Source organism: Cytobacillus oceanisediminis, from assembly GCF_003182355.1.
In the GTDB taxonomy this organism is placed as follows: domain Bacteria; phylum Bacillota; class Bacilli; order Bacillales; family Cytobacillaceae; genus Cytobacillus; species Cytobacillus oceanisediminis_A.
Window position 1 is genome coordinate 1 of record NZ_QGTW01000003.1, and the last position, 24,453, is coordinate 24,453.

25 protein-coding genes, 1 rRNA gene and 1 riboswitch are annotated in these 24,453 nt (G+C 39.5%); of the genes, 6 read left to right on the top strand and 20 right to left on the bottom strand.

What is annotated here, in order from left to right; translation table 11 throughout:
- From DFO73_RS06705 to DFO73_RS06715, 3 genes are all read right to left on the bottom strand, one after another.
- Window positions 1–65 (bottom strand): 16S ribosomal RNA (locus tag DFO73_RS06705); the annotation flags it as partial.
- Window positions 66–383: 318 nt separating this feature from the next.
- Window positions 384–1,655 (bottom strand): two-component system sensor histidine kinase NtrB, encoded by a 1,272-nt coding sequence (locus DFO73_RS06710; protein WP_181395944.1) that lies wholly within the window; start codon window positions 1,653–1,655, stop codon window positions 384–386.
- 90 nt (window positions 1,656–1,745) lie between these two features.
- On the bottom strand, window positions 1,746–2,582 hold the full coding sequence (locus tag DFO73_RS06715; RefSeq protein ID WP_258309290.1) for a hypothetical protein: 837 nt from the start codon (window positions 2,580–2,582) through the stop codon (window positions 1,746–1,748).
- Between the two features lie 149 nt (window positions 2,583–2,731).
- Here DFO73_RS06715 and DFO73_RS06720 point away from each other — a divergent pair, with 149 nt between their 5' ends.
- Window positions 2,732–3,790 carry a DUF3900 domain-containing protein gene (locus DFO73_RS06720; RefSeq protein WP_110064018.1) on the top strand — a complete coding sequence of 353 codons (1,059 nt, stop codon included), beginning with the start codon at window positions 2,732–2,734 and terminating at the stop codon, window positions 3,788–3,790.
- A gap of 31 nt (window positions 3,791–3,821) precedes the next feature.
- On the opposite strand, the gene DFO73_RS06725 is transcribed toward DFO73_RS06720, so the two are convergent.
- A complete protein-coding gene (locus DFO73_RS06725; protein ID WP_110064019.1) occupies window positions 3,822–4,031 on the bottom strand; it encodes a cold-shock protein in 210 nt (69 codons plus the stop codon).
- 290 nt (window positions 4,032–4,321) lie between these two features.
- On the opposite strand from DFO73_RS06725, the gene DFO73_RS06730 reads away from it, so the two are divergent.
- Window positions 4,322–4,609, top strand: a complete 288-nt coding sequence (locus DFO73_RS06730) for a DUF6509 family protein (protein WP_110064020.1) — start codon at window positions 4,322–4,324, stop codon at window positions 4,607–4,609.
- Between the two features lie 35 nt (window positions 4,610–4,644).
- On the opposite strand, the gene DFO73_RS06735 is transcribed toward DFO73_RS06730, so the two are convergent.
- Window positions 4,645–5,046, bottom strand: a complete 402-nt coding sequence (locus DFO73_RS06735) for a cytosolic protein (RefSeq protein ID WP_110064021.1) — start codon at window positions 5,044–5,046, stop codon at window positions 4,645–4,647.
- A gap of 167 nt (window positions 5,047–5,213) precedes the next feature.
- Here DFO73_RS06735 and DFO73_RS06740 point away from each other — a divergent pair, with 167 nt between their 5' ends.
- Entirely contained in the window at window positions 5,214–6,053 is an 840-nt protein-coding gene (locus DFO73_RS06740; RefSeq protein WP_110064022.1) for a GNAT family N-acetyltransferase, read from the top strand.
- 33 nt (window positions 6,054–6,086) lie between these two features.
- Here DFO73_RS06740 and DFO73_RS06745 read toward each other — a convergent pair whose 3' ends face one another.
- The 8 genes from DFO73_RS06745 to DFO73_RS06780 form a co-directional block, all read right to left on the bottom strand.
- Entirely contained in the window at window positions 6,087–6,584 is a 498-nt protein-coding gene (locus tag DFO73_RS06745) for a metallophosphoesterase family protein (RefSeq protein WP_110064023.1), read from the bottom strand.
- 94 nt (window positions 6,585–6,678) lie between these two features.
- Entirely contained in the window at window positions 6,679–6,879 is a 201-nt protein-coding gene (locus DFO73_RS06750; RefSeq protein WP_110064024.1) for a cold-shock protein, read from the bottom strand.
- Between the two features lie 147 nt (window positions 6,880–7,026).
- Window positions 7,027–8,469, bottom strand: coding sequence for a DEAD/DEAH box helicase (locus DFO73_RS06755; RefSeq protein WP_181395945.1), 1,443 nt, complete (start codon window positions 8,467–8,469; stop codon window positions 7,027–7,029).
- Window positions 8,470–8,777: 308 nt separating this feature from the next.
- A complete protein-coding gene (locus tag DFO73_RS06760) occupies window positions 8,778–8,978 on the bottom strand; it encodes a cold-shock protein (protein WP_009332508.1) in 201 nt (66 codons plus the stop codon).
- 213 nt (window positions 8,979–9,191) lie between these two features.
- A complete protein-coding gene (locus tag DFO73_RS06765) occupies window positions 9,192–10,070 on the bottom strand; it encodes a bifunctional 5,10-methylenetetrahydrofolate dehydrogenase/5,10-methenyltetrahydrofolate cyclohydrolase (RefSeq protein WP_110064025.1) in 879 nt (292 codons plus the stop codon).
- An 86-nt stretch (window positions 10,071–10,156) separates the two neighbouring features.
- Window positions 10,157–10,239, bottom strand: a riboswitch (ZMP/ZTP riboswitch).
- A gap of 596 nt (window positions 10,240–10,835) precedes the next feature.
- Entirely contained in the window at window positions 10,836–11,330 is a 495-nt protein-coding gene (locus DFO73_RS06770) for a hypothetical protein (protein WP_110064026.1), read from the bottom strand.
- A gap of 102 nt (window positions 11,331–11,432) precedes the next feature.
- Complete coding sequence (locus DFO73_RS06775; protein ID WP_110064027.1) at window positions 11,433–12,317, bottom strand: NAD-dependent epimerase/dehydratase family protein; 885 nt, start codon at window positions 12,315–12,317, stop codon at window positions 11,433–11,435.
- A 91-nt stretch (window positions 12,318–12,408) separates the two neighbouring features.
- Entirely contained in the window at window positions 12,409–13,377 is a 969-nt protein-coding gene (locus tag DFO73_RS06780) for a nucleoside hydrolase (protein WP_110064028.1), read from the bottom strand.
- 52 nt (window positions 13,378–13,429) lie between these two features.
- Between DFO73_RS06780 and DFO73_RS06785 the strand changes: the two genes are divergently transcribed.
- On the top strand, window positions 13,430–13,627 hold the full coding sequence (locus tag DFO73_RS06785; protein WP_110064029.1) for a hypothetical protein: 198 nt from the start codon (window positions 13,430–13,432) through the stop codon (window positions 13,625–13,627).
- Window positions 13,628–13,662: 35 nt separating this feature from the next.
- On the opposite strand, the gene DFO73_RS06790 is transcribed toward DFO73_RS06785, so the two are convergent.
- The 6 genes from DFO73_RS06790 to ku all read right to left on the bottom strand — a co-directional run bounded on the left by DFO73_RS06790 (window position 13,663) and on the right by ku (window position 20,737).
- Complete coding sequence (locus DFO73_RS06790) at window positions 13,663–15,327, bottom strand: glycerol-3-phosphate dehydrogenase/oxidase (protein WP_110064030.1); 1,665 nt, start codon at window positions 15,325–15,327, stop codon at window positions 13,663–13,665.
- A gap of 385 nt (window positions 15,328–15,712) precedes the next feature.
- A complete protein-coding gene (gene glpK / locus DFO73_RS06795) occupies window positions 15,713–17,203 on the bottom strand; it encodes a glycerol kinase GlpK (protein WP_110064031.1) in 1,491 nt (496 codons plus the stop codon).
- A gap of 34 nt (window positions 17,204–17,237) precedes the next feature.
- Window positions 17,238–18,062, bottom strand: coding sequence for an MIP/aquaporin family protein (locus tag DFO73_RS06800; RefSeq protein WP_110064032.1), 825 nt, complete (start codon window positions 18,060–18,062; stop codon window positions 17,238–17,240).
- Window positions 18,063–18,252: 190 nt separating this feature from the next.
- Window positions 18,253–18,798, bottom strand: coding sequence for a glycerol-3-phosphate responsive antiterminator (locus tag DFO73_RS06805; RefSeq protein WP_110064033.1), 546 nt, complete (start codon window positions 18,796–18,798; stop codon window positions 18,253–18,255).
- Between the two features lie 66 nt (window positions 18,799–18,864).
- A complete protein-coding gene (locus DFO73_RS06810; RefSeq protein ID WP_110064034.1) occupies window positions 18,865–19,524 on the bottom strand; it encodes a phosphatase PAP2 family protein in 660 nt (219 codons plus the stop codon).
- A gap of 358 nt (window positions 19,525–19,882) precedes the next feature.
- The gene (gene ku, locus DFO73_RS06815; RefSeq protein WP_110064035.1) at window positions 19,883–20,737 is read right to left on the bottom strand and encodes a non-homologous end joining protein Ku; all 855 of its coding nucleotides are present in this window, start codon (window positions 20,735–20,737) and stop codon (window positions 19,883–19,885) included.
- A gap of 145 nt (window positions 20,738–20,882) precedes the next feature.
- On the opposite strand from ku, the gene DFO73_RS06820 reads away from it, so the two are divergent.
- Window positions 20,883–22,712: a DNA ligase D gene (locus DFO73_RS06820; protein WP_110064036.1), complete on the top strand. Its 1,830-nt coding sequence runs from the start codon at window positions 20,883–20,885 to the stop codon at window positions 22,710–22,712.
- Between the two features lie 123 nt (window positions 22,713–22,835).
- On the opposite strand, the gene dapF is transcribed toward DFO73_RS06820, so the two are convergent.
- Window positions 22,836–23,819: a diaminopimelate epimerase gene (gene dapF / locus DFO73_RS06825; RefSeq protein WP_110064037.1), complete on the bottom strand. Its 984-nt coding sequence runs from the start codon at window positions 23,817–23,819 to the stop codon at window positions 22,836–22,838.
- Window positions 23,820–24,016: 197 nt separating this feature from the next.
- Here dapF and DFO73_RS06830 point away from each other — a divergent pair, with 197 nt between their 5' ends.
- Window positions 24,017–24,235 (top strand): hypothetical protein, encoded by a 219-nt coding sequence (locus tag DFO73_RS06830; RefSeq protein ID WP_258309291.1) that lies wholly within the window; start codon window positions 24,017–24,019, stop codon window positions 24,233–24,235.
- Window positions 24,236–24,453: the final 218 nt, after the last annotated feature.

The window sequence follows — 24,453 nt, forward strand, 5'->3', positions numbered from 1 at the left end:
TCGACTTGCATGTATTAGGCACGCCGCCAGCGTTCGTCCTGAGCCAGGATCAAACTCTCCATATAAGAGTTGATTAAGCTCATAAGTTGTCTTTTCAAAAAAGACTAAAGAATAAACGTTGACGTTTTTGTTCGTTCAGTTTTCAAAGAACAACACTGCTTGCTTCATTAACCTCGTTAGTAACATAATTGATATTACACATACACTTTGCGTCGAGCTGAGAATTTCTCCCTCGAGCAGCATCGGTTTTTTTGAAGCAACTTTACTAATATACCACACACAATTTTCGACGTCAACAGTTTCTTGGTTTTTTTTCATCTCATTAACTGTTTTCTTTTTTCCCGAAAGCTGTTCTTAAATAATAGCACCAGTTAGAATTACAGTCAACGCCTTGGGCTGTGGTAGTTTATTCCATTCTCTGGATTTGAGATCGGCAAGTCTATAATAAAGCTCGTCCCAGAACTGTCACTAAAAACATCCATTGTGCCATTATAGTTTTCAATTATTTTTTGTGAAACAGAAAGGCCAAGGCCAGTCCCTTCATCTTTTGTTGTAAAGAATGGGTCAAATATATGGTCAATAATCGATTCGCTAATACCCTTGCCGTTATCTTTAAAAGTGAACCTTATATCATCCCCCGCCCTTTCAGCCTTCAACTGGATTTGCAATTCAGCACTCCCCGCTGCCTGCAGTGAATTTTGCAGCAGGTTAATAAAAACCTGCAAAAGTTCTTCACGGTTCACTTGAAAAGAGCAATGAAGGATATCGGGATTTGTTTCATATTCAATAACAATATTATGAAGCAACGCTTCACTATTTAAGAATTTACCTAAATAATCATATATAAATTCCTTCACCTTTATCTCTTCTGTTGTAATTTCTGCAGGCTTTGCAATTCTGAGGAAATCGGAAATGATTTTGTTGGCTCTGTCGATTTCAGGAATAAGCAAAGTTTTAAACAAATCAGCCGTCACCTTATCTGAATTACTTTGAAGTATCTGCAAGAAACCTCTAACGGTTGTTAGAGGATTTCTAATTTCATGGGCTATACCTGCTGCTATCCTGCCTGCAAGTGCTGCTTTCTCCGCTTCCTTAATTCCATTCAAGAAATGAAAAACTCCGATAACCCTTTGAATATTCCCATCCGGGCCCCTGATAATTCTTGTATTATTAATGCCATAATTTTTATCAAGTATTTCTCTATTTACTATAGCCTTTTCAGATTTTAGAGTCTCCAGCAAATTTATTTTCTCGTCTGGAATTTGCAATAGGTCTCTTATATGACGGCCTACTATATCTTCTTTACTCTTATGGAGATCTTTGCAAGCCTGTAAATTGCATAGAGTCACCACACCCTTTTTGTCAATAAAGACAATATGATGGGGAACAAGGTCAAGTATTGGCTCTAGAAAGTTTTCAATTTCAATAAATGGAAGGTCCTCTAGCTTTTTATCAATATGCGACAGTTTGGTTTGCTGGATTTCTTCATTATAAAAAATCGAATAGTATTCATCATTCCCCTTATCAAGCTGCATTCCCATTTCAGCATCTCTATAAGAAAAAGAAAAAGGGAGCTGGCTGATGAGGTTTTTATAAAATTGAAGCTCTTTTTCTGTGCCCTCCAGTTTATTCAGGGCTCTTCCTTTATCATTCATTTGATACCTCTTTTATTAACATTAAGTCCTTCGTTTTTATTATAGAATAAATCGAATTATTTAAAAAATCTAATTTTAAGCCCAAAAACACTATTTTTTTAATTGCGGAAACATATAAGCGTTTAGTTTCCTAATCAGGATCATCAGAACTATAAGAATAATGCTAAAGAAAATTGGGTGCCAAAAAGAGTTTATATGCAATATTTCCATTTTTATAAGGATGATATGAAATAGGTAATCTGCAAGGAAAAGGATTGCGAGCCAAAGAACGCGATAAAATTTAATAATAATTAAAGTTAAAAAAAATGCATAGATGATCCAAATTAAAACGTTAAAAGCAATATGGTCCTGGTATGGTGATTCAAACCATCCGATCGTATACTTGTGTGTTTCTAATATAGCCGGCAAATAAAAGGATACAGCTTGAAAGATAGTGGTGATGGCCATATAAATAGTTACAAATTGAATAAAAAAATCAGGTCCCTCGACCCTATTTCTCCACCACTTTATTATAAAAACAGATATAAACAGGATTACTGCTGTGTACCAGGAATTCCACCAATTATGCCTGTAAATCCCCAGCCAGAGGTAGAGCTCTTCAATTCCAAAGATAGACACGATAATCAAAATAACCCATTTGAGATTAATACGGAAAGCAGCAATTGCCATAAGTATACTTGGAATGAAAAAGGCCTGTGAAATACTGGAGCCAAAAACATCATCATACCATTGGTTTGAAAAAACCCTCGGATAATAGGAATAAGCATCCCCTAAGATCAGTACAATGTACTCCATTAAAAAGGAAAGGCCCATTGTGAAAAAATATACAGCAAGATTAAGATAAAATTTAGTTTTCTTATATGTAATATACATAATCCATGCACTTATAAGGAGCAAGCCAATGAACCACAGTAAATTAGTTGACAATTTTTCCACTTCCAGTTTTAACTGTTTCCATTATTTTGTTCAGCAGACGCAAACATATACTTTACCAGGAAGAACTAAAACGAATTGACGTTGGTTCTCCCCTTTCCTATACTAGAAAAGTCAAATTAGAAGAAAAACAGGTGAATTAAATGGATTTTGAAATAAATTATTTATCTTTTTATGTGGTCCAGGTAGAAGGAAAAGGAGAAAACGCAGAAAAATTCTCTAAACACTTTCAAACTCTTGAATCTGAGGATTACGAAAATAGTGCTTTGAAAGACTTTTTAGATGGAGAACTTGCAAAGATTTCAAAAAGGAAAGTTGAAAGACATCCGAAAACAGACCAGGCGCCTACTAAAATTGGGCGATTTATTGTGGAGCCGGGATATGATTTAAGCTCCAACCCCAATTATAATCTTTTTAATCGTGTGAGAATGGCTGAAACCAAGGAATTTTTCCGGGAGGCTAATGAACAAATCGTTAATGCCTATATTGATACAAGCGCTGTCCGTGGAGGAGTCTTGCTGGTGGCAAATGCCAAGCTGAGGAAATATTTCGATGAACCTTTCCTTTTTATCATGAAATGTGACTTCGAACCAAAGGTAGCATCAATTTCTGATGAAACTACCCTTATTAGAAATGTGGAAATGGCAATTACGACTAAAAATATGAAATCGATTCAGTATCCTTATATGCCGGAGGAAGGCATGATTGAGGAAGGAGAACTAAAAATCCACCAGTCCTCGCATGCGCGATACTTTGAAGACTTTTTAAAGTTTGTAGACTATGAACCCTCCCTCCCGGAAATTGTTAAAACTCAAGTGATAGGAATGGTACAGGATCATATTAATGAAACTTTTCAGCCGGAAAGTGAAGAAAAAGAACAGATAGAAGCGAGCATGGAAGTATGGGCTGCTAGCCCGAAAAGAGAAATACAAGAGAGATTTTCCTCTGATCAAGTAATCGAGGCTGCTGCACAAATTATAGAACATTCACCCGAGATTGAACTGAAGCTTAAAATGGATCATGTTTCCATAAACGGCCTTCTCTCGGATTTCGGAGACACCATTCATATGGCCAAGGTAAATGGCCGCTATGTACTGCTTATTGAAGCTGACAGTATTTTGTTTGAAAAGGGATTCTCCCCAATTGAGTTTTTAAAGCCAGATGAACTGCCTAATGTTATCGAGAAAATTAATCAAAAATAAAAGGGCGACTAAAATAATCGCCCTTTTTTCATTATTTAGAAAAGATGCTGTTATTGTTAACGACCTGCAATTCTTTTGTCGTCTCGTTCATTTCACTTTTACAAATTGGACAGATAGGTACTTGGCTGCTTTTAAAATTGTCTCTCACCCAGCAGTTACAAGATTCTGATGAACATTCCCAAACCTTAACTTCCTCAACCTTTATTTCTTCCATATTCCTTCTGCCAAATCCCATTGCCATAATCAGGCACCTCCCAAAGAGTAAGACCCTATACCCAAAATAAAAATCACTTGCTATATAAAGGGACAGAACATACCGGCTCTATATAACAAGTGTTTACGGGCAATATTATATTCTTTTAACTAAAAATAGTATAACATATATAGGTTAACCTGTCAAAAAGATATACTTTTTAGTCAGCTTCATTTTACTCAAAATTACAAACAGAGTAAATACTATCATTCTCTTCGGGGAAAAGTGTATAATGACTTGTACAGCAGGTTATGTTTATGTAAGAAAGGGTGAAGGCCATGAACATTACAGGATATTCGGTTGAGTACATAAAAGATCCGACTGGCATCCTAACCGGTGACCGCTATGAATTCTTTTTAGATATCGATGTTGATGAGGAAGATGATTTGTATTCAGTGAATGGCATAAAATTGAGAGTACTTTTCTATAAAAACGATGAGGATGAAAGGATTCTAAATTACCACTTTCTCGAAAACCAGACAGGAAAGGTTTTGGAATTCGCGTTGGACGAAGAGGAAGAGAAAACAGTTTCCCGCTTCTGCAGTGAAAACATATCTCAAGCGTAATAAAAAGAGCAGGGTTCCCTGCTCTTTTTATTTTATCATACCTCGATATTCTTGCCTTCCTCTGAAATGTGGTACATTAAGTGCGCTAAGTGTTGGATTGGCGTATAAGCCTCTTCATCTTCATTCTGATCATTTTCCTCATTAAAGTCCAAATCATTCAGATGCAGCGCTGCAAATTGATAAAAGTCTTTTAATTCAAAAGCATAGCAAGCGTTCGGCTCTTCCTGGTCCTCTTCATATTGCAAAACCATATAGGATTCTTTACCATCATTATCAAGAGCATCGAAAAAAATAAAATAACCAATGTTGGTATCAAGCTCAAATAAATGCCTTGTTCCACCCACAGTGTATTCCTCAAAATCTTTTTCACTTAGTTTTTGAACATGCATAGGCTGCACCTGATCTTCTTTGTGGAAATTTACAGTAAAAGTTTTCACGGATTCTCCCCCTCTACTCATCCCATGCTAACATAAAGAAAATTATATTCCTATTATTACCCTCTCTTAAAGGCTGAAACCCAATTTGGGTCTATTCGTTTGTAATTTTTTCCTATATGATATTCAAGAAGTAATTTAGACTGAATAATTCTAGGGAGGTAGAAGGAGTGCTGGAAAATAAACAATTAGATGATATTAGATCCTTGCAGGAGATATGCGAAGAGAAAGAAAATATTGATTTAAAGCTAAATTGGGATAGCTTGCGGAACAGGCCTGATGGGCAGCAAAATGACTTTTTCCAATATGATGATAATGGAAAATTACTCGGTTATCTCGCTCTCTACACTTTCGGGGGGCCTATGGAATTATGCGGAATGGTTCACCCACAACACAGGCAAAAGGGTATTTTCAGCCAGCTGTTCAAGCAGGCAAGGCACTCACTGGAAAAAGCCAGCAAATTGCTTATTAATGCCCCCGCCAACTCCGCTTCTGCAAAAAGCTTTTTAAAATCCCGGCCCTGCACTTATTCTTTTTCGGAATACCAAATGAAACGCCAGGCAAGCATGATAATAGCAGAAGTAAATCCCCAAGTAACTTTGCGAAATGCAATTGAAAGCGACCTCAAATTCATTAGTTACCTGGATTCAGTCTGCTTCGATATCCCTGATCATGAGGCAATAGCTTTTAATAAAGAAGTTTGGCTTAGAGGAAATGAACCAACCTTTATCGTTGAATACGGAGGAAAAAAAGCTGGGAAAATAAGGATTAAAAAAGAGGAAGATGCAATTTGGATTTACGGTTTCGCCATTAAACCCTCTCTGCAGGGAAATGGAATCGGCAGAAGCGCACTTTCACAAGTTGTTATGAATGAACAAAACAAAGGGATTGAAAGGGTGCATCTTGAAGTAGCAGCAGAAAACGAGCATGCCCTGGGCTTGTACAAATCATGCGGATTTGAGCCATACGGCACTCAGGATTATTATGAATACGATTTAAATAAACTTTAAAAGTATAGAAAAACGGCTTTAAAGAGCCGTTTTTCATGCTTTTGAATCATAAAAGCTATGCCTGAGGTGCATTTTATCTTCTATTTCCATAATGCCAAATGAATATTGCGGCTGTCTGCGCTTGTCTGTGGGGGAACCCGGATTAAACAGCGTGAGTCCACCTTCCTGTTTATGCACCGGAATATGCGAATGCCCAAATATAATGATATCCATTCTCTCTTTCCCAAAAGCCGCGATACTTCTTTTTTCTGTGGTTTTCCCCTTTCCATGTCCATGAACCACCCCTATTTTATATCCTTCTATCTCCAGCAGCAGCCTGTCTCTAAAAAGACCGCGTATCTCTTCGCTATCCGTATTTCCATATACACCTTCAACAGGCGCATATGTCTTTAATTCATGATATATATCAATGGTCTGCCAATCGCCGGCATGAATAATTAAATCGCAGCCATCTAGTTCCTGCAGAAGGACACCCGGCAGCTTTTTAGCTCTTTTTGGCATATGGGTATCGGACACAATGATTATTTTAATAAGTGCTCCTCCTCCCTATCAGTCGATGTAAAGATCCTCTATTTCAGAGAAAAATAAAGGAGCCCCTTTTCAGCAAGGGGCTCCTTTATTTGCATTATAACTTTGTTACATTAACAGCTTGAGGTCCACGCTGGCCCTGCTCTATGTCAAAGTTAACTTCTTGGCCTTCATCAAGGGATTTAAAGCCTTCTGTTTGGATTGCAGAGTAATGTACAAATACATCTTCTCCACCTTCAACTTCGATAAAACCAAAACCTTTTTCTGCATTAAACCATTTTACTTTGCCTGTTGCCATTTTATTTCCTCCTAATATCTATAACTCACAGGGTGATATTTTACCCTGCATTTACTAATATGGGTAAATTAATCAGATTTTATAATAAGTTGTTCAAAAAGTCCTTTAAAAATCGATGTAATGTCCCTTTTTGAACACTAATAAAAATTATTTACTGCGATTTTTGCTGCGTCTGTCTCTTCCGCCTTTAAAATCTCTTCTATCCCGGCTGCCGCTTCTGGACCTGTCTCCAAATCTTCTGCCGCCACGGTCACCGCCTTTAGGCTTTCTCACACGGATAGGTTCAACTGCAGTCAATTTAACAGGTGTCACATCAGGACCCTTTGTCAGTAATTTCAAAGCAGCTGCCAGCATTGTCACAGAATCGGTATCCTCAAGAAGCGTTTCCGCCGATCTCTTAAAGTCTGCATGTTCGCCTTTATCAATAACTTCCATTAACTTATTGATGGTAGCCTGCTGATTGCCTTCAACCACATCTTTAAATGAAGGTACCGGCTTTTTGGCCATTTTACTTTTTGTTACACTTTCAATAATTTTCAAATGATCAATTTCTCTTGGTGAAACGAACGTAATCGCAAGCCCTTTGTTTCCTGCACGTCCGGTACGGCCAATACGGTGAACGTAACTTTCCGGATCCTGCGGGATATCAAAGTTATAAACATGGGATACGCCGGAAATATCCAAGCCACGGGCAGCAACGTCTGTCGCAACCATAATCTCGATAGTCTGCTCTTTAAAACGGCGGATAACCTGGTCACGCTTTGCCTGAGGAATATCTCCATGAATTCCTTCAGCTGAATAACCTCTTTTAATAAGACCTTCTACTACTTCGTCTACCCGTTTTTTTGTTCTCCCAAACACAATCGCCAATTCCGGAGATTGAATATCCAAAAGATTGCAAAGGACATCAAATTTTTGTTTTTCATGCACTTCCATATAATATTGTTCAATATTTTTAACGGTCATTTCTTTTGCTTTTACTTTTACCATTTCAGGTTCCTGCATGAATTTTTCCGCAAGAGACTGAATTCTCTTTGGCATTGTAGCAGAGAAAAGAAGTGTTTGGCGCTCGCCTTTAATTTCACTGAGGATTCGTTCAATATCCTCAATGAAACCCATATTAAGCATTTCATCTGCTTCATCCAAAACAACCATTTTAATATTGCTTAATCGAATCGTTTTTCTTTCGATGTGGTCAATTAGCCTTCCAGGTGTTGCCGCAATGATTTGCGGGTGTTTTTTAAGGGCACGGATTTGGCGGTTAATATCCTGGCCGCCATATACCGGAAGGGTTCTAACTCCTTTCACTTGTCCAATGCGATTCAATTCTTCAGCTACCTGGACAGCTAGCTCACGAGTTGGAGCAAGCACAAGCCCCTGAATGCCTTCATTAATATCTACTTGTTCTAATAGCGGCACTCCAAATGCAGTTGTCTTTCCTGTCCCGGTTTGTGCCTGTCCGATCATATCCTTGCCTTGCATACCGATGGGAATCGCTTGTGCCTGTATTGGTGTTGGTTCTTCAAACCCCATATTGGAAAGGGCTTTTACTATTTCATTACTTAAACCGAAATCTGAAAAAGTTGTCAAAATAAATTTTCCTCCTTGTACTAAAGCCTTTTGAAAAAGACTGTAACTTTTAATTTAATGATGTTCACTACGTTACTAGGCTTTCCAGTTTGTATCTCTTTTTTACATTTCCAAATGTACTAATTTTAAACTTTATTTTGTAAGTGAAGTAATTTATTTAGAAGAAATGAAAAATGTTTTATTCCTAAAAAGCAGTTAGATGGGAAGAATCTGTTTAGAGGAATGCATGCAGACTACAAAGTGGATGAGTAAAATAACGTAAAAAGGTGATGCATGATTAGACATGCATCACCTCATTTTAAGCAAGATTATGCTTTTGTTACGTTTGCAGCTTGAGGTCCACGGTTACCTTCAACGATTTCGAAAGTTACGTCTTGGCCTTCTTCTAAAGTTTTGAAACCTTCAGTTTGGATAGCGGAGAAGTGTACGAATACATCTTGACCTTCTGAAGATTCGATGAATCCAAAACCTTTTTCTGCATTAAACCATTTTACTTTACCTGTGTTCATTTGTGTTGCCTCCTGAAAAATTGTTTTTTCACTATAATGTACCATATAAACTTAAACATAAAAAAGTCGCAGCCGCCAAAAATGAGGATGAACGATCGCCTACATTTCTTTGCAGCTACGACTACTTATCCAAAAAGTATATAACGAACTTTACAGCGTTAACCTAATAATAAACGACGTATAGTCATAAGTCAATCTTTTTAGCGATCATTTTCAAATAGTGACAAATTGACTATTTGCGTCTTTCTTCATTTTTCTCGCCTTTTCAGCCGCCTGTACTGTATGTTTTAATAGCATGGAAATGGTAACGGGTCCTACTCCGCCTGGAACTGGAGTTATAGCAAAAGCTTTCTCATGACAGGTCACGTATTCAACGTCGCCTATGTTTCCTTTATTATAGCCAGCATCGAGGATTATGGCTCCTTCTTTGATCCACTCACCTTTTATAAAGTTAGGTTTGCCGACAGCAGCTACAACGATATCAGCTTGCTGAAGGATTTGCGGCAAGTTTCGGGTGTGGGAATGGCAGGTTGTCACGGTAGCGTTTCGATTAAGAAGAAGCGCAGAGACAGGCTTCCCCAGAATCGGGCTTCTGCCTACAACAACTGCATGCAGTCCATCTGCACCAAGCTTGTAGTAGTCCATAATTTCTAAAATAGCCGCCGGCGTACAGGAAGGGTATTCGCCAAATCCGAAAGCGGTTTGTCCGTATCCCAAACTAGTAACACCATCAACATCTTTTTCGATGGCAATCGCTTCAAAAGCTTTGCGTTCATCAATATGACCAGGCACTGGATGCTGCAGAAGTATTCCATGTACTGCCGGATCATCATTTAATTCCGCTATAGTCTTAAGAAGATCATCAGTTGTACTATTCTTGGAAAGATGAATACGCTTGGAAATAATTCCGAGCTTTTTACAGGCATTACCTTTCATTTTGACATACGTTTCCGATGAAGGGTCATCCCCCACCAGAATGGTTGCCAGGCATGGCTGTACATCGTTCAATTTCAATTCGGCGATTTTGCCTTTCAATTGTTCCTTCACATGATTTGCGACAACGATTCCATCAAGTATAAGCTTATTTTCCATGCATATCCCTCCAGATATGGAAAAGCACATTAAAAGGCAGACGGGCTTCTCCATTTAATTATGAAAAAAGAGACAAGGGAATCCCTTATCTCTGCCCAGACGACCGGCTATACATAGACGCAGCTCCCCAGCGGTTAATTCCGCATTGTCGTCAGTCACTGCGATTTGGTTTCTTATTCTAATAATATCATCATACCATAAAAAACATATGTTTCAAGTTTTTTTACCCAAAACGTTCGTGTTTTATGCAAAAAATGAATAAAAAAGGACAGCAGAAAACATGCTGTCCTTTATAATGATATATTTGAGTTATTTAATTATGACCTAAAACAATGAAAGCCCTTCCTCTCTTCCATCCTTGCGGCTCCTTGACCGCGCCAGCGGGAATCAGGTATATCGGATTATTATCCGAATCGATGCTCTCTGAGATTTCAATTAAATGGTAAGAAACTTACTGAAGTAAAAAACGGAGAAGTGTCTGGTTTATAGAAGATGATTAAGAAGAAATTCGACATAAAGCCGTCCACACAAATTATTTCTTAATTACAAACACATGCCTACTCTTTCAAAACCTAAAGAGCATTAAACATAACAAAAAGCCGGACTTCCACACAAAATGAAGGAGCATTGGGCGCCGACATTCAAGTGAATTCACGACTTCAAAATTGTACCTCAAATACTTCAATACCTATATTACTTCATAAACTTTGTTCTGTCAAGATAAAAAACTTGTCACTATTTGAATCATGAAAACTGTTATGCCTCTTAACTTTCCCCTTTATACTCCGTTACATCAAAGTAATCGGTTGTATCCTTATAGTCGTTATAATCAATATCAAGATCATGAAAAAATCGATGGAGCTTAATAAGGGCTTCCTTATCCTTCGAGCCTCCCTGGACCTTTTCTGCCAAATTGCTGATGGTGTTCAAATCCTGCTGCAAATCTTCATTTTCGGCTGTCAGGCTCTTTAGCGAGTTTGCAATTAATTCAGCTTGTTTCCGCTGTTTAGACCAACTGACAAAACGATCTCTGCCCCAGCCAAGGGTTTCATTATAAAATGTATGGTTTGAGGCAATAAAATCCCCCAAATCACTGTACATCAAGTCCTGCTCAGCCATTTCTTCGGTTTTGGAAACTTTTTGCACCCCCGCTGTATTCTGTTCCTTGTTTAAATAAACTAGAACACTGTAAGCAATGGCGATTGCCATGATCATGCCTATTATGGAAAGAATTCGGTTTATTTTTTTATTTTTCAGCAAAGTTAAGAAAGCCTCCATTTTCTTTTATTGATTTTTAGTGAAACTCAATGGATTTTCTTTCGTATAGATCATTAACAAACCTAAAGGATATTTTTTATTTTCTTAGTTTGTTGAATAGAATCCGATTAAGTTATGAAAAGTTTCATGTAAATCGGAAAAGGTAAATCCCAGGTTTTTCACCCGTTCTGTATTAACGGACCAAGAACCAGGCAGAGCATATGGCGAAGCATTATTTGCTTCTATCTCATCTGTTACTATTGCTTTTTTACCTGTTATTTCTTCAATTTTACTTAGGAGCTCGCTTAATGAGATATCTCCTTCGCTTCCTGGATTAAAGGCCCCGGTAAGCCCCGTCTCACCAACCCTGTATAAAAAATCTGCTGCTTCATCAGATAATATAAAACTATATCTGGCTTCAGGTTCATGAATTCCTATTGGCTGCCCGTTCCTGATTTTTTCAACATGAAACTTGAGGCGGTTTGTATAATCATCCGTTCCTATTACGATTGGAAATCTTGCTGAAGTTGATTGAAACCCTGGGTAATCAAATAGTACTGCTTCTGCAGCACGCTTGGCTTCCTGATATCCTTCATACCCTTTATATGCATTTCTTGGTTTATATGTAAAAGAAAATTGTTCCGGCTTAAAATCGTCTTCTTTATGCAATTTCCCAAAATTGTAGACAGCCATTGAGGATGTAAAGATATAATGTGCCACCTTTCCATCTAAAGCCTCTGCAGTGGCCTTCACTTCCTGCGGGGAGAAACATGATTGATCATATACAACATCCCATTTCCTCCCCGAAAAAGCATCAAGCTGTGATTTCATATTTTCCCTGTCTATAATTAAACGCTTCACTTTGTCACCGAATGGATCTTTTGTAAGTCCTCGGGTAGCTATTGTAACCTTTTTCCCTTCTGTAAGCAGCTTTTCAACAAGCCTTTTCCCAAAAAATTGTGTGCCGCCCAAAACTAGAATGTCATTCATTATGAGCTCTCCTTAACTGCAAATGTTTTCCTACTATTTCTATGCTTGGGGGCTAATTCCCTTCAAAAGAATAAAAAAGCCCTTAAGATGGTTAAAGGCTTTTGTTGTTCGTATTGGTTTGGGAAAGAAACACCTCCATAAAATCAATCACAAATCTTTCCACGTCCAGTTCAATCGCAATGTTATCAAGTGTTTCAGGCGGTTCCTCCTCAGGTTTTGGCCTAAAGTCTGCTATGCTTTTTCCTTTGGCTCTTCCAAAAAGCTCAACTGTTACCCTTCTCGGGATATACTTAACCATATCTGGATTCGTTAGCACACTTAACACCAGAACATCATGCAGCGGTGCACCTTCTATTCCTGGAACAAGTTTTTTATATGCTTCATAGTAATAATCATAGGCCGGCTTTATTAAATCTTTAAAGGGTGATTGGGTATTATTGGCCACAAAATTGATGGTTTCGGGACGAATAATGGCTTTATTCGTCACGTTTAATGGAAAAAGATTTATGTTTTTTGCCTTTTCCAAAACTGAATTTGCAGCAATTGGATCTGCATAAAAATTTGCCTCTGCCTCAGCTGTGACATTTCCGGGTACAAGAAATGCACCGCCCATTAAATAAAGGGCATTTACGTTCTTATAGGCATCCTTTCCGTAAAGTATCAGCGGCAAGGCCAGATCCGTTTGTCTTCCTAATCCTACAATTACGAGATTATTTTTATAATCATTTACTATCTGTATAACTTTATTGATATCATATACTTCCAAGCCCACAAAATCCTCTGGCGGCTGTATAGGACCAAGCCCTTCCTCCCCATGTATTTCGGGATAGAAAACAGCTGTCTCCCCTGACAGTGGCCCACTGGCCCCTGCGATAACAGGGATGTCTTCCCTGCCGGCAAGCTTGAGTAAATAGGCAGTATTATTGATTGATTGCTCTTTCGTGATGTTTCCGTATGCACTAACTACGCCAACAACATTTATATCCGGATGCTGCAAGGCATACATTAGCGCAAGTGAATCATCGACTCCCGAGTCAACAAACATCAGAACATTATACATAGGCCACCTCCATAACTTATCTAGTCTATCGTATGCCGCAGAAATGTACATTTTGTTAAAGAATATTGTGTTTCACTTTAAAGAAAAGGCTATGTTAAAGCTTATTGCTGATTATGGCACCCTGTTGATTGGAGTAGAAGGAACGAGACTCCAGCAGGAAGAGCGTGTCAAAGGGAGCCTCCATGCGCCGGGGAGCGTCGGACCGCCCGCGGTTCTGAGCCCAGGAGCTGAAATCAACAGGGACGTTTAACAGAGCCAAAGAAAAAACTCCCCAAAAGGAGAGTTTTAGTTTTGATCTGCCGGAATGGCAGCAGATCTGATTTCCTGGTTTAGCTGGTGTTCAAAATTCTTTTTTTCGGATAACTTCCATTTAAAGGCATCAGCCATATAATCTATAACTTGGTCTTGATAAGTCCTTACAGTTTCGATGTCAAAGAGAAGAGCACCTGTTCTGCGGTTAAAGAAATCGATTGGCGTTGCTGCCATTTCATGATCAATCGCATATTTCAGCTTTGCCCATAATACAGTTGGAAGGCCAAATTTCTTTGCTTCGCTTCCTTTTTCCTTAATTATATTAAATATGATAGGTACATTTGAACCGTACATACGAACAAGGAGAGAAGATTCTTCGTTTGTTAACCCTATAGCTGTCCCTTTATCTGTCTGGAAATTAATAAATTCTTTAAATTTAACTGATCCCCCGACATCCCCCCCGGAAATAGGCAGATTCTTCGTGACACTGCTGCTGTATGTTTGATTTAATTCCTGTTTGAATTTGTCCGCGAGCAGATCGACAACGGTCTCGGCCATTTTACGATATCCCGTCAGCTTGCCGCCTGCGATTGTAAGCAACCCTGATTCTGATTCCCAGATTTCATCCTTGCGGGATATTTCAGAAGGGTCTTTCCCCTCTTCCCATATAAGCGGACGAACACCAGCCCAGCTGGATTCAATATCATCTTCTGTAACCTTTACAGAAGGGAACATAAAATTGATTGCTTTTATGATGTATGTTCTGTCACTGGTTGTCATTTTCGGGTTAACCGGGTCTGAATCATAAAACGTATCCGTTGTACCCACATAGGTTTTTCCATCTCTTGGTATAGCAAAAAACATCCTTTTATCAGGTGTGTCAAAATATACTGCCTGTTTCAAAGGGAATTTCGCCTGGTCTATTACAAGATGAACTCCTTTAGTCAGACGCAATGTTTTTCCGCTTTTGGAACCATCTTTCTCACGGATGGAGTCAACCCAGGGACCAGCAGCATTGACGGTTTTTTTTGCTTTTATTTCATGCTGTTTGCCTGTAAGCTGATCTGCAGCTGAAACACCGCATACTTTACCCTCTTCGTCATATAAAAGCTTATCGACTTTCAAATAGTTAACAGGCAAGGCGCCTTTTTCAGCAGCAGCTTTCATTACTTCAATCGTTAATCGCGCATCATCTGTCCGGTATTCCACATAATACCCGCCGCCCTTTAATCCGGCTTTTTTAACAAGCGGCTCTTTGGCCAGAGTTTCATGAACAGATAGCATGCTTCTGCGTTCAGACTTTTTAACGCCTGCCAAAAAGTCGTAAACCCTTAAGCCGATTGAGGTGCTGAATTTGCCGAAAGTACCGCCCTTTTGAATTGGAAGAAGCATCCATTCAGGCGTGGTGACATGCGGTCCGTTTTCATAAACGATTGCACGCTCTTTACCGACTTCCGCAACGATTTTTACTTCAAATTGTTTTAAATATCTTAAACCGCCATGAACAAGTTTGGTGGAGCGGCTGGAGGTTCCTGCCGCAAAATCCTGCATTTCCACAAGCGCTGTCTTCATTCCCCGCGATGCCGCATCAAGAGCAATACCTGCTCCTGTAATGCCGCCCCCGATAACCAGCACATCGAATTTTTCGGAAGTCAGTTTATTTATCATGTTATTTCGATTTAAATTTGAAAATGCCATTGCTGTCTCCTCCTTAAATGAAAAGGCTAGCTAATTGTCTTACTACCCTTTATTTGTAGGGAATAAAAAAGAGACCACAAAATACATTATCGATTAGCCGATAATGATTTTGTGGTCTCTCCGCATCTCCTGCCGAACTATTAACTTGATTTCATTATAACATAAATTGTTCTATTTGGGTACTTTTATTTAGAGTCTGTTAAACTGCCCTCGGCGCATAACGCGCCTATGGAGGGCTCCATTTGACTCACTCTTCGCGCAGGACATTGAATAAGCATCCTGAATAGGCACCGCACGAAGAAAATGCGAATGCATTTTCGAAAATCTCTCGCCTTCAGTTCCAATCAGCAGGTACCAAAATCAGCAATCCGCATTAACATATCCTTTATTTAAAAGCGATCGCTGCCTTAACTGCTTTTTTCCATCCTCCATAAAGGTCAGTACGGACTTCCTCCGCCATTGATGGACTAAATGATTTGTCAATTGCCCATTGCTCAGCTATTTCCTCCTGGGAATTCCAATAGCCGACAGCCAGCCCAGCAAGATAGGCAGCTCCTAGGGCCGTTGTTTCATTAATAGTCGGCCTTTCAACAGGAACATTCAAAATATCAGACTGGAATTCCATTAAGAAGTTGTTTTTAACTGCTCCCCCATCTACGCGGAGCGTTCTTAATTCAATACCTGAATCTGCTTCCATCGCAGATAAAACATCCTTAGTCTGGTATGCGAGGGATTCAAGAGTGGCGCGGATAAAATGCTCTTTGGACGTACCGCGTGTCACACCAAATACCGCACCGCGTACATCACTATCCCAGTACGGTGTTCCGAGCCCCACAAACGCAGGCACTACATACACACCGTCCGTGGAGTCCACTTTTTTCGCATAGCTCTCGCTGTCTTTTGCATCCTTGAGCATTCTCATTCCATCCCGGAGCCATTGAATAGCTGAACCTGCCACAAAGATGCTGCCCTCCAGCGCATATTCGATTTTTCCGTCAAGCCCCCACGCAATGGTGGTTAGCAGGCCATTTTCCGATCGGACCGCTTTTTCACCAGTATTCATAAGCATAAAACAGCCGGTTCCGTATGTGTTTTTGGCCATCCCTTTATCAAAGCACGCTTGTCCGAATAACGCAGCCTGCTGGTCACCGGCTGCCCCCGCAATCGGAACTTTCTTCCCAAAGAAGTGATAATCAACCGAATGCGCATAAACTTCAGAGGAAGGCTTCACCTCCGGAAGCATTGATTTTGGAACCTCTAAAATATCAAGCAGCTCTTCATCCCATTTTAGATCATGGATGTTGAACATAAGCGTACGGGAAGCATTGGAATAATCGGTTACATGCGCTTTACCACCAGATAGCTTCCAAATAAGCCAAGTATCAATGGTTCCGAATAATAATTTTCCCTGTTCAGCTTTTTCGCGTGCTCCTTCAACATGATCCAAAATCCACTTTACTTTTGTCCCGGAAAAGTAAGCATCAATTAGAAGCCCGGTTTTTTCGCGGAATAAATCGTTATAACCTTTTTCCTTCAGATCGTCGCAAATGCCGCTTGTTTGACGCGATTGCCATACGATAGCGTTATAAACCGGAGCACCTGTTTCCTTATCCCATACAACCGTTGTTTCACGCTGGTTGGTGATACCGATGCCGGCAATTTGTTCAGGTTTGGCTCCAGATTCTGAAAGGACGCCAGCAATAACAGATAAAATAGAACCCCATATTTCATTGGCATTATGCTCTACCCAGCCTGGCTTCGGAAAATGCTGAGTGAATTCTTTTTGCGCAGTATGCACAATTTCACCTTTTTTATTGAATAGAATCGCACGTGAACTAGTAGTACCCTGGTCTAAAGATAAAATATATTTTTCCATTTTAAAGCCCCCAATTCTTGTATATAAAAATGCTTTATGCTGCCACTTTCGAAGAATCCATTTCTCCGGGCTGCTTTTTTCCGAAAGTATATGAAAGAATTAATACTATTATATTAACAGCTAGCACTCCCCATAACATTCCGGATGTCTTTCCTGCGAACATAAATTGGTAGAACACAGAGCCAAGTGCACCACCAAGGACCGGACCGACGACAGGTACCCATGCATATCCCCAATTAGACTTTCCTTTGCCAGGAATCGGCAGCAGGAAATGGGCAATGCGGGGGCCTAGATCACGTGCCGGGTTGATTGCATAACCTGTAGTTCCCCCAAGGGACATCCCGATAACGACAATAAGGAGGCCGACAGCAATTGGGTTTAATCCTTCAGTAAATTGATTTGCTCCTATAAACATCAAGCCTAACACCAGAATAAACGTACCAATGATTTCACTTAATAGATTTGAAAAAGTGTGCGGAATTGCTGGGCTTGTAGAAAAGACAGCAAGCTTCGCACCTTGATCTTCGGTTTCTTTCCAATGCGGCAGGTAGTGCAGGAAGACAAGAACGCCGCCTAAAAAGCCGCCAATCAGCTGGGCGATGATATAGCCAGGCACATTTGGCCATGGGAAATCGCCATTTAGCGCTAAACCAATCGTTACAGCCGGATTTAAATGTGCACCACTTATGGATCCGACTGCAAAAACACCCATTGTAACTGCGAGCCCCCATGCAATAGTGATGACAATCCACCCACCATTAAATGAAAAGGTCTTTTTTAAATTCGCTCCAGCTACAACGCCTCCTCCAAAAAGAATCAAAATCATTGTCCCAATTACCTCTCCCATAAAAGCAGACATCTTAAAATCCCCTTTCCATTATTGAGTGTATCGGAAAATAAAAAAGGAGATCCACGACAGAATAAACCCTGAAAGGTTAAACTGTGTGAATCTCCTAATCTCCGACACGTGAATTAACTTGTTAAATAGAGTATACAAGCCAATGAAAACGTTGTCAATCTTTTTTCTTGAATATAATTTCAGGTTGTATTTATGAGAAGATTTCCCATAAATCCATCTTGGATGTGGTAATTGCTGCAGCTCCGGCATCAAGAGCGTTCACTACTTCTTCCCTTGAACGGATTAGACCGCCGGCAAAAATTGGGGTATTCAAGCGTTCATTCACTTCTTTTATCATCCAAGGCATAGCACCCGGCAAAACTTCAATATAATCCGGTTTTGTTTTTTCTATCAGTTTATAGCTCTTCTCTAAAGCATGCGAATCAATCAGGAAAATTCTCTGGACCGCGATAACCCCTTTTTGCTTTGCTTTAAGGATTACGCTGGACTTGGTGGAGATTAATCCGTATGGCTTAAATTCCTGGCATATGTATTCAGTTGCATAATCATCGCTCTTAATTCCGTGAATCAGATCCACATGATAGATCATTTTTTTTTGATGTTCTTTTGCCATCTGTGAAACATTCTTCAGCTGAGAGATATGCATGTCGAGAAAAACCCCTATTTCATAAGGGCATTTCAGGAACTTTTCAAACTCTTTCATGTTTGAAGAAGCAGGCAAAATCTTTTGATTCATTTTTTCCACTCCCGTTTCCGTTATTCTCCCTATGTTATAAGGAAAGTGGACAATTCTCAATACTTATTACAAATTTTTGCGGAACTCAAAATAACGAAATCCTAAGATCATAATCGTCAGCCATACACCGCCTGCAGCAAACCCTGCAATCACATCACTTGGAAAATGGACCCCTAAATAGATACGACTTAACCCGATTGAAACAATAAAAAATCCCAGCAGCAATACCCATGCAGTCTTCCATCTTCTTTTTTTTGCCAGATGTACAATCATATATGCAAGTGAACCGTAAAAGATGAACGAACCCATCGAATGACCGCTTGGAAAGCTGAATCCCTGTTCCTCAATCAATGGCCTAATATCCGGGCGCTCCCTTTTAAAAATCCACTTTAATAATATATTGAAAAGCGCGCCAACACCCGATGAAATAACCATAAAAATTGCTAAAGAACGCTTTTTAAAAATAAACAGCAGGACTCCTGCTATAATGACAGCAAAAGCCAGCCACTTTACAGAGCCCAGGAAAGTAATCACTTGCATGAACTCCGTAAGTCGCGGAGATATAAAAGCTTGAACATAGTCAATCACCCGCTCATCAAAACTGACGAGCTCTTTCTCTCGCAATTCATCAACAATCTCAACAAAAAGAAACAAAAACACACCAAGAATAGCTGCTGCCGATGCAATATAGATAATATTTTTTAAGGTTAACGTCTTCCAACTCATACGCACAAATCCTTTTTAGTTATAGGATTACCACAAATCTGGGGAAAGTGAACGTGATTTTGGATTTTTATTAGAAGAAAAAGAATTTTTATTTATATGAGGATTAACTCATTTGACCTCCACTATCTTTTCAAGGGGATTAGTCACGACGATTAACTCCCTTCAGCTTCTCTTTTTCGTTTCCATGGGCACTATTCGCGGCCTTTAGTTCCCTTCAGCTTCTCTTTTTCAGTTCTACGAGCATAAATGGTGTTTTCGATCCGGTATTTCAAAAAATATAGGCATTAAAATATAAAAAAACCGGTTTTACTTAAAGTAAAACCGGTTCAGATCTATCCCCTGCGGGTATCCTATTGAATTAAGCTTGTTTTTTCACTTTTGCCTTTGCTGTTGCGCGTTTCTTTTTAGCTGCCGGTTTTTTCGTTTTTTCTTTTTCGGCCGGCTTTGTTTTATCAATGGATGCCTGCAGGGCAGCCATAAGGTCAGTAACATTGGTGGCTGGTTCTTTTTCAACAGGTGTAACGATTTCTTTTCCAGTCCGCTTGGCTTCGATGAGTTCAAGAAGCGCAGTCCGGTAATCATCATTATATTTTTCAGGCTTGAAGTCGGATGTTAACTGGTCAATCAGCATGATAGCTGTTTCGATTTCTTTATCGGTTACTTTATCTTCTGCAGGTACATTTGGAACATCTGCAGCTTTGCGCACTTCGTCCGGATAATGAATTGTTTCCATTACAAGGGTATTTTCATAAACGCGTACCACTGCCAGCTGTTCCTTTGAACGGATGATGATTTTTGCCAAACCGACCTTTTCGGAATCCTCAAGCGCTTTTCTTAATAGTGAATAGGCCTTTCCTCCTCCATCTCCTGGAGACATATAATACGTACGGTTAAAATAAATCGGATCAATTTCCTGAATTTTAACAAAATCCACAATCTCTACGGCCTTGTCCTCATTTTCCTGTTTAAGCTTTTCGAGATCCTCGTCCTCCAATACCACAAATTTTCCTTTTGTGTATTCATACGCTTTGACGATATCCTCATTTTTGATTTCCACTTCGCAAACAGGACAGGTCTTCTCATACTTAATTGGTGAATGACAGTCTTTATGAAGATTTCTCAGCTTTATATCTTTATCCTCTGTAGCCGCATGAAGCTTGATCGGAATATTAACAAGCCCAAAGCTGATGCTTCCTTTCCACATTGTATGCATAGTAAAACTCCATTCTCATTATGTTATATGTACTCTTAATTTGTGTTTTAACAAATTCGCACATACCCTTAAAGAATTGGAAACAGAGTAGTTTTTGCGGAAAAGGTAAAACTAAAGTGAACTATCAGCAAGGAGGCCAACCTCAATGAAACCAATGCTTCCTACACTAACTTTTGATGTACCCGAAGGCGAGGAGTGGATGTTTGAAGCCAAGTATGACGGATTCAGGGCTATTCTGCATTGGGATCAGGAAATCAGCCTGACCAGCAGAAATGATAAACCATTATTAGACTTATTCCCTGAAATAAAAGCATTTTTGGAACAAAACAAAGAAAAGTTAGAGCCATTTCTTCCGCTAACACTAGATGGAGAACTAGTCTATTTAGAAAACGCCTATAAAGCTCACTTTAGTTCAATTCAGGTAAGAGGGAGAATGAGATCAGAAAAAAAGATAGCTGAAAAAGCAAAATCAGCTCCTTGCCGCCTTCTAATTTTTGATGTCCTGACGATAAAAGGCAAAAAAATCAGCAATAAAGAGTATCATCTCAGAAAAGGGGAACTAGAGGCCCTTTTTAAAGAATGTGATTTGCCATTGAAGCCTGATGAGACTAATCCTAAACTCATCCAACTAATCCCTAATTATCAAAATTTTAATGAACTTTGGGAAAAGGTTGTCCTTCATGACGGCGAGGGAATAGTGGCAAAACAGACGAAAAATCAATGGGAAGAAGGCAAAAGATCTTCTTTATGGCTAAAATTCAAAAATTGGAAGTATGTATCCTGCTTCATTACCGCCTATGAAAAATCAAATGGCTACTTTTATGCAGGCGTATTTCAAGGAGAAAAAATCTATCCCATCGGGCAGTTTATCTTCGGCTTAAAACCTGATGAAAAACAAGCATTGTTCCAAATAATCAAAGATAATAAAACAGATGAAGACAGCCGATTTATTTACGTTGAACCTGCAATTTGCGTGGAAGTAAAATACCTGGAGATCTATGAAGAGCAAATGCGTGAACCCCATTTCCACCAATTCCGATTTGATCTTAAGCCTGATAATTGTACGTATGATAAATTTATACAGCATCAAAAAAACTTGCCGCCAGAAATAGATATCACACATCCCGACAAACCTTTGTGGGAAACGCCTTCTGTTCAAAAAATCGATTATATTCATTTTTTGCGGGAGATCGCTCCTTATATGCTCCCATTTTTAAAAAACCGGCTGCTGACCGTCATCCGTTATCCGCATGGCATTTTTGGGGAACCTTTTTACCAGAAAAACTGCCCGGATTACGCCCCGGATTTCGTGGAAACAAAAATGTCTGAGGGCATTAACTATATCGTCTGCAACAATCTAAAGACTCTTCTTTGGCTAGGGAACCAGCTGGCATTTGAATACCATATTCCATTTAAAACGATTCACAGCAGTGGGCCAAGCGAGATCGTATTTGATTTGGATCCTCCTTCAAGGGATGCGTTTCCTCTTGCAATAAAAGCCGCTTTATATATTAAAGATGTGCTTGATCACTTGGAGCTGATTAGTTTTGTCAAAACATCAGGCAATAAAGGACTCCAGATTTATATTCCCTTGCCTGAGAATACGTATTCCTTTAATGAAACGCGCCTGTTCACTGAATTTATAGCAGAATATCTTGTGTCCAAAGATCCGGATTCTTTTACAACTGAACGAATGAAGAAAAATCGGGGCGGCCGCCTTTATGTAGATTATATACAGCATGCGGAAGGAAAGACGATCATCGCGCCATATTCAGCCAGAGGAAACAAAGCGGCGACTGTGGCCACTCCTTTATTTTGGGAAGAGGTAAACGAGCGGTTAACGATGGAAAAGTTCCAAATACCCAATCTAATGAAACGGATAAACAGTGGCGGGGACCCCTTCCATTCCTATTTCCAGACAAAAAGTATACAGAAATTCTCGCCGGTGCTCGACTTTTTGAAACAGCAGCATTAGAAGGACTTGTCATAAAGCCATCCCATTTAGTTTCAGCGAGATCATATTTAAAAGATTCATTATCGCTTTAGTATGTTATTAAAGTTAAACATAGCTAAAAAAGGATAAGGCTTGCGCCTTATCCTACATCCATTCTTTTAAAAATTGCTGTGCATATTCCTGAAGCTTTGCATACTGTTTTATTTCATCAGCGAATTCCACTTTAGGCGACAGGGTAAATTCAGCCGGATTTTCCATATTCACATCTACTTTAGAGCGGTATACGTAGCTGGCATTCCCGATTAAGTCAATATACTGCCTTCCATTTTTCTCATGAACGACACAGCGCACCTTTCCGCCGTTATTATAAACTTCAACGGGTTCCTCTATTTCATTTAGGCCATTCATGCAGGTAACTAGTGTTGAAGCGGACATTGCCGTCCCGCATGCATTGGTAAAACCAACACCGCGTTCAAATGTCCGGACATAAATATGGCCTTTTTTTAGCGGTTTTACAAAGCTGACATTCACGCCATCAGGGAAAAATTCATTCGGTCCGTTCAAGTATTCGCTTATATCTTTTTGCAAATCGTAGGAAATATGCTCCTTATCAACAATTGAAACAAAATGAGGATTCGGGACTGCTAAAGCTGTAAAAGTTAATTCTTCAGAGATTTTGCTGATTTTTTCATTTATTAGTGTTTCTTTTTCAAGGTTAAGCGGCAGGTCCTCCAAGTTAAAAGATACCGGTGAAATTTCTACCAGGTAAGTAGGAATTTCTTCAAAAATATCTTCCTGCTTTTTCACCTGCAGATCCGCTTTCATTGTCTCAATGATCGCTTCCTTCAAACCAAAAAGTTCACATACATAACGGGCTACACAGCGCAGCCCATTTCCGCACATGGAAGCTTCAGAGCCGTCCGGATTGAACACCCTCATCCTTGCGTCTGCCTTTTCACTTTTCAATACATAGAGAATACCATCAGCACCGAGGTCCGTACTGCGGTCACACAACGCCTTTGCCAGCTCGGCCCGCTGTTCTTCTATAAAATCATATGTGTTGGATATTTCATCTATAATAAAGAAATCATTTCCTGAGCCGTGGCATTTAATAAGGTCGATCTTCAAAGTAAAACCTCCAAACCATTTCAATTAACTTATAGTAAGAGTGCCATAAAATCATTTATTATTCAATAATAGTTTTCTATATTATATTAATAATATACTATTTGGGGAATACGATTCTTCCGCTGCACCCCAGGGAGGTGACTGCCATAAACACTGAACTCTATACGTTCAAATTTTTTATTAAGCAGATTGACGAAATGGACGGCCCCATTAACGAAAAGATTGCCCTTATCGAAACAACAGCGTTCTTCAATAAAGCTCCCGTATTTGAAGGAGTTATCCGGGCAAAATTCAATGACCATGGAATCTTTCCTAATGCTCAAGACCTTGCAGCTGCTGAAATCCCCTTATCTGTTAAAAGAAAAATGGCTGCCGAAATAAAAAGGTATATCCGGCCGCAAAAATCGTTTTTATGAAAGCTATGTTGAACTAGCCTATTAATTTCCGCTCAAAAAGCTCAGTAAACCGGGACGGTCCGGCGCTCCTCGGTGCATTACTCACCTGCGGGGTCTCCCTTTGGCACGCTTTTCCCGCAGGATATTGAATAAGCATCCTCCAATAAACACCGCACAAAGGAAATGCAAATGCATTTTCGAGGAGTCTCGCCTTCTACTCCAATCAACCCAGTGCTAAA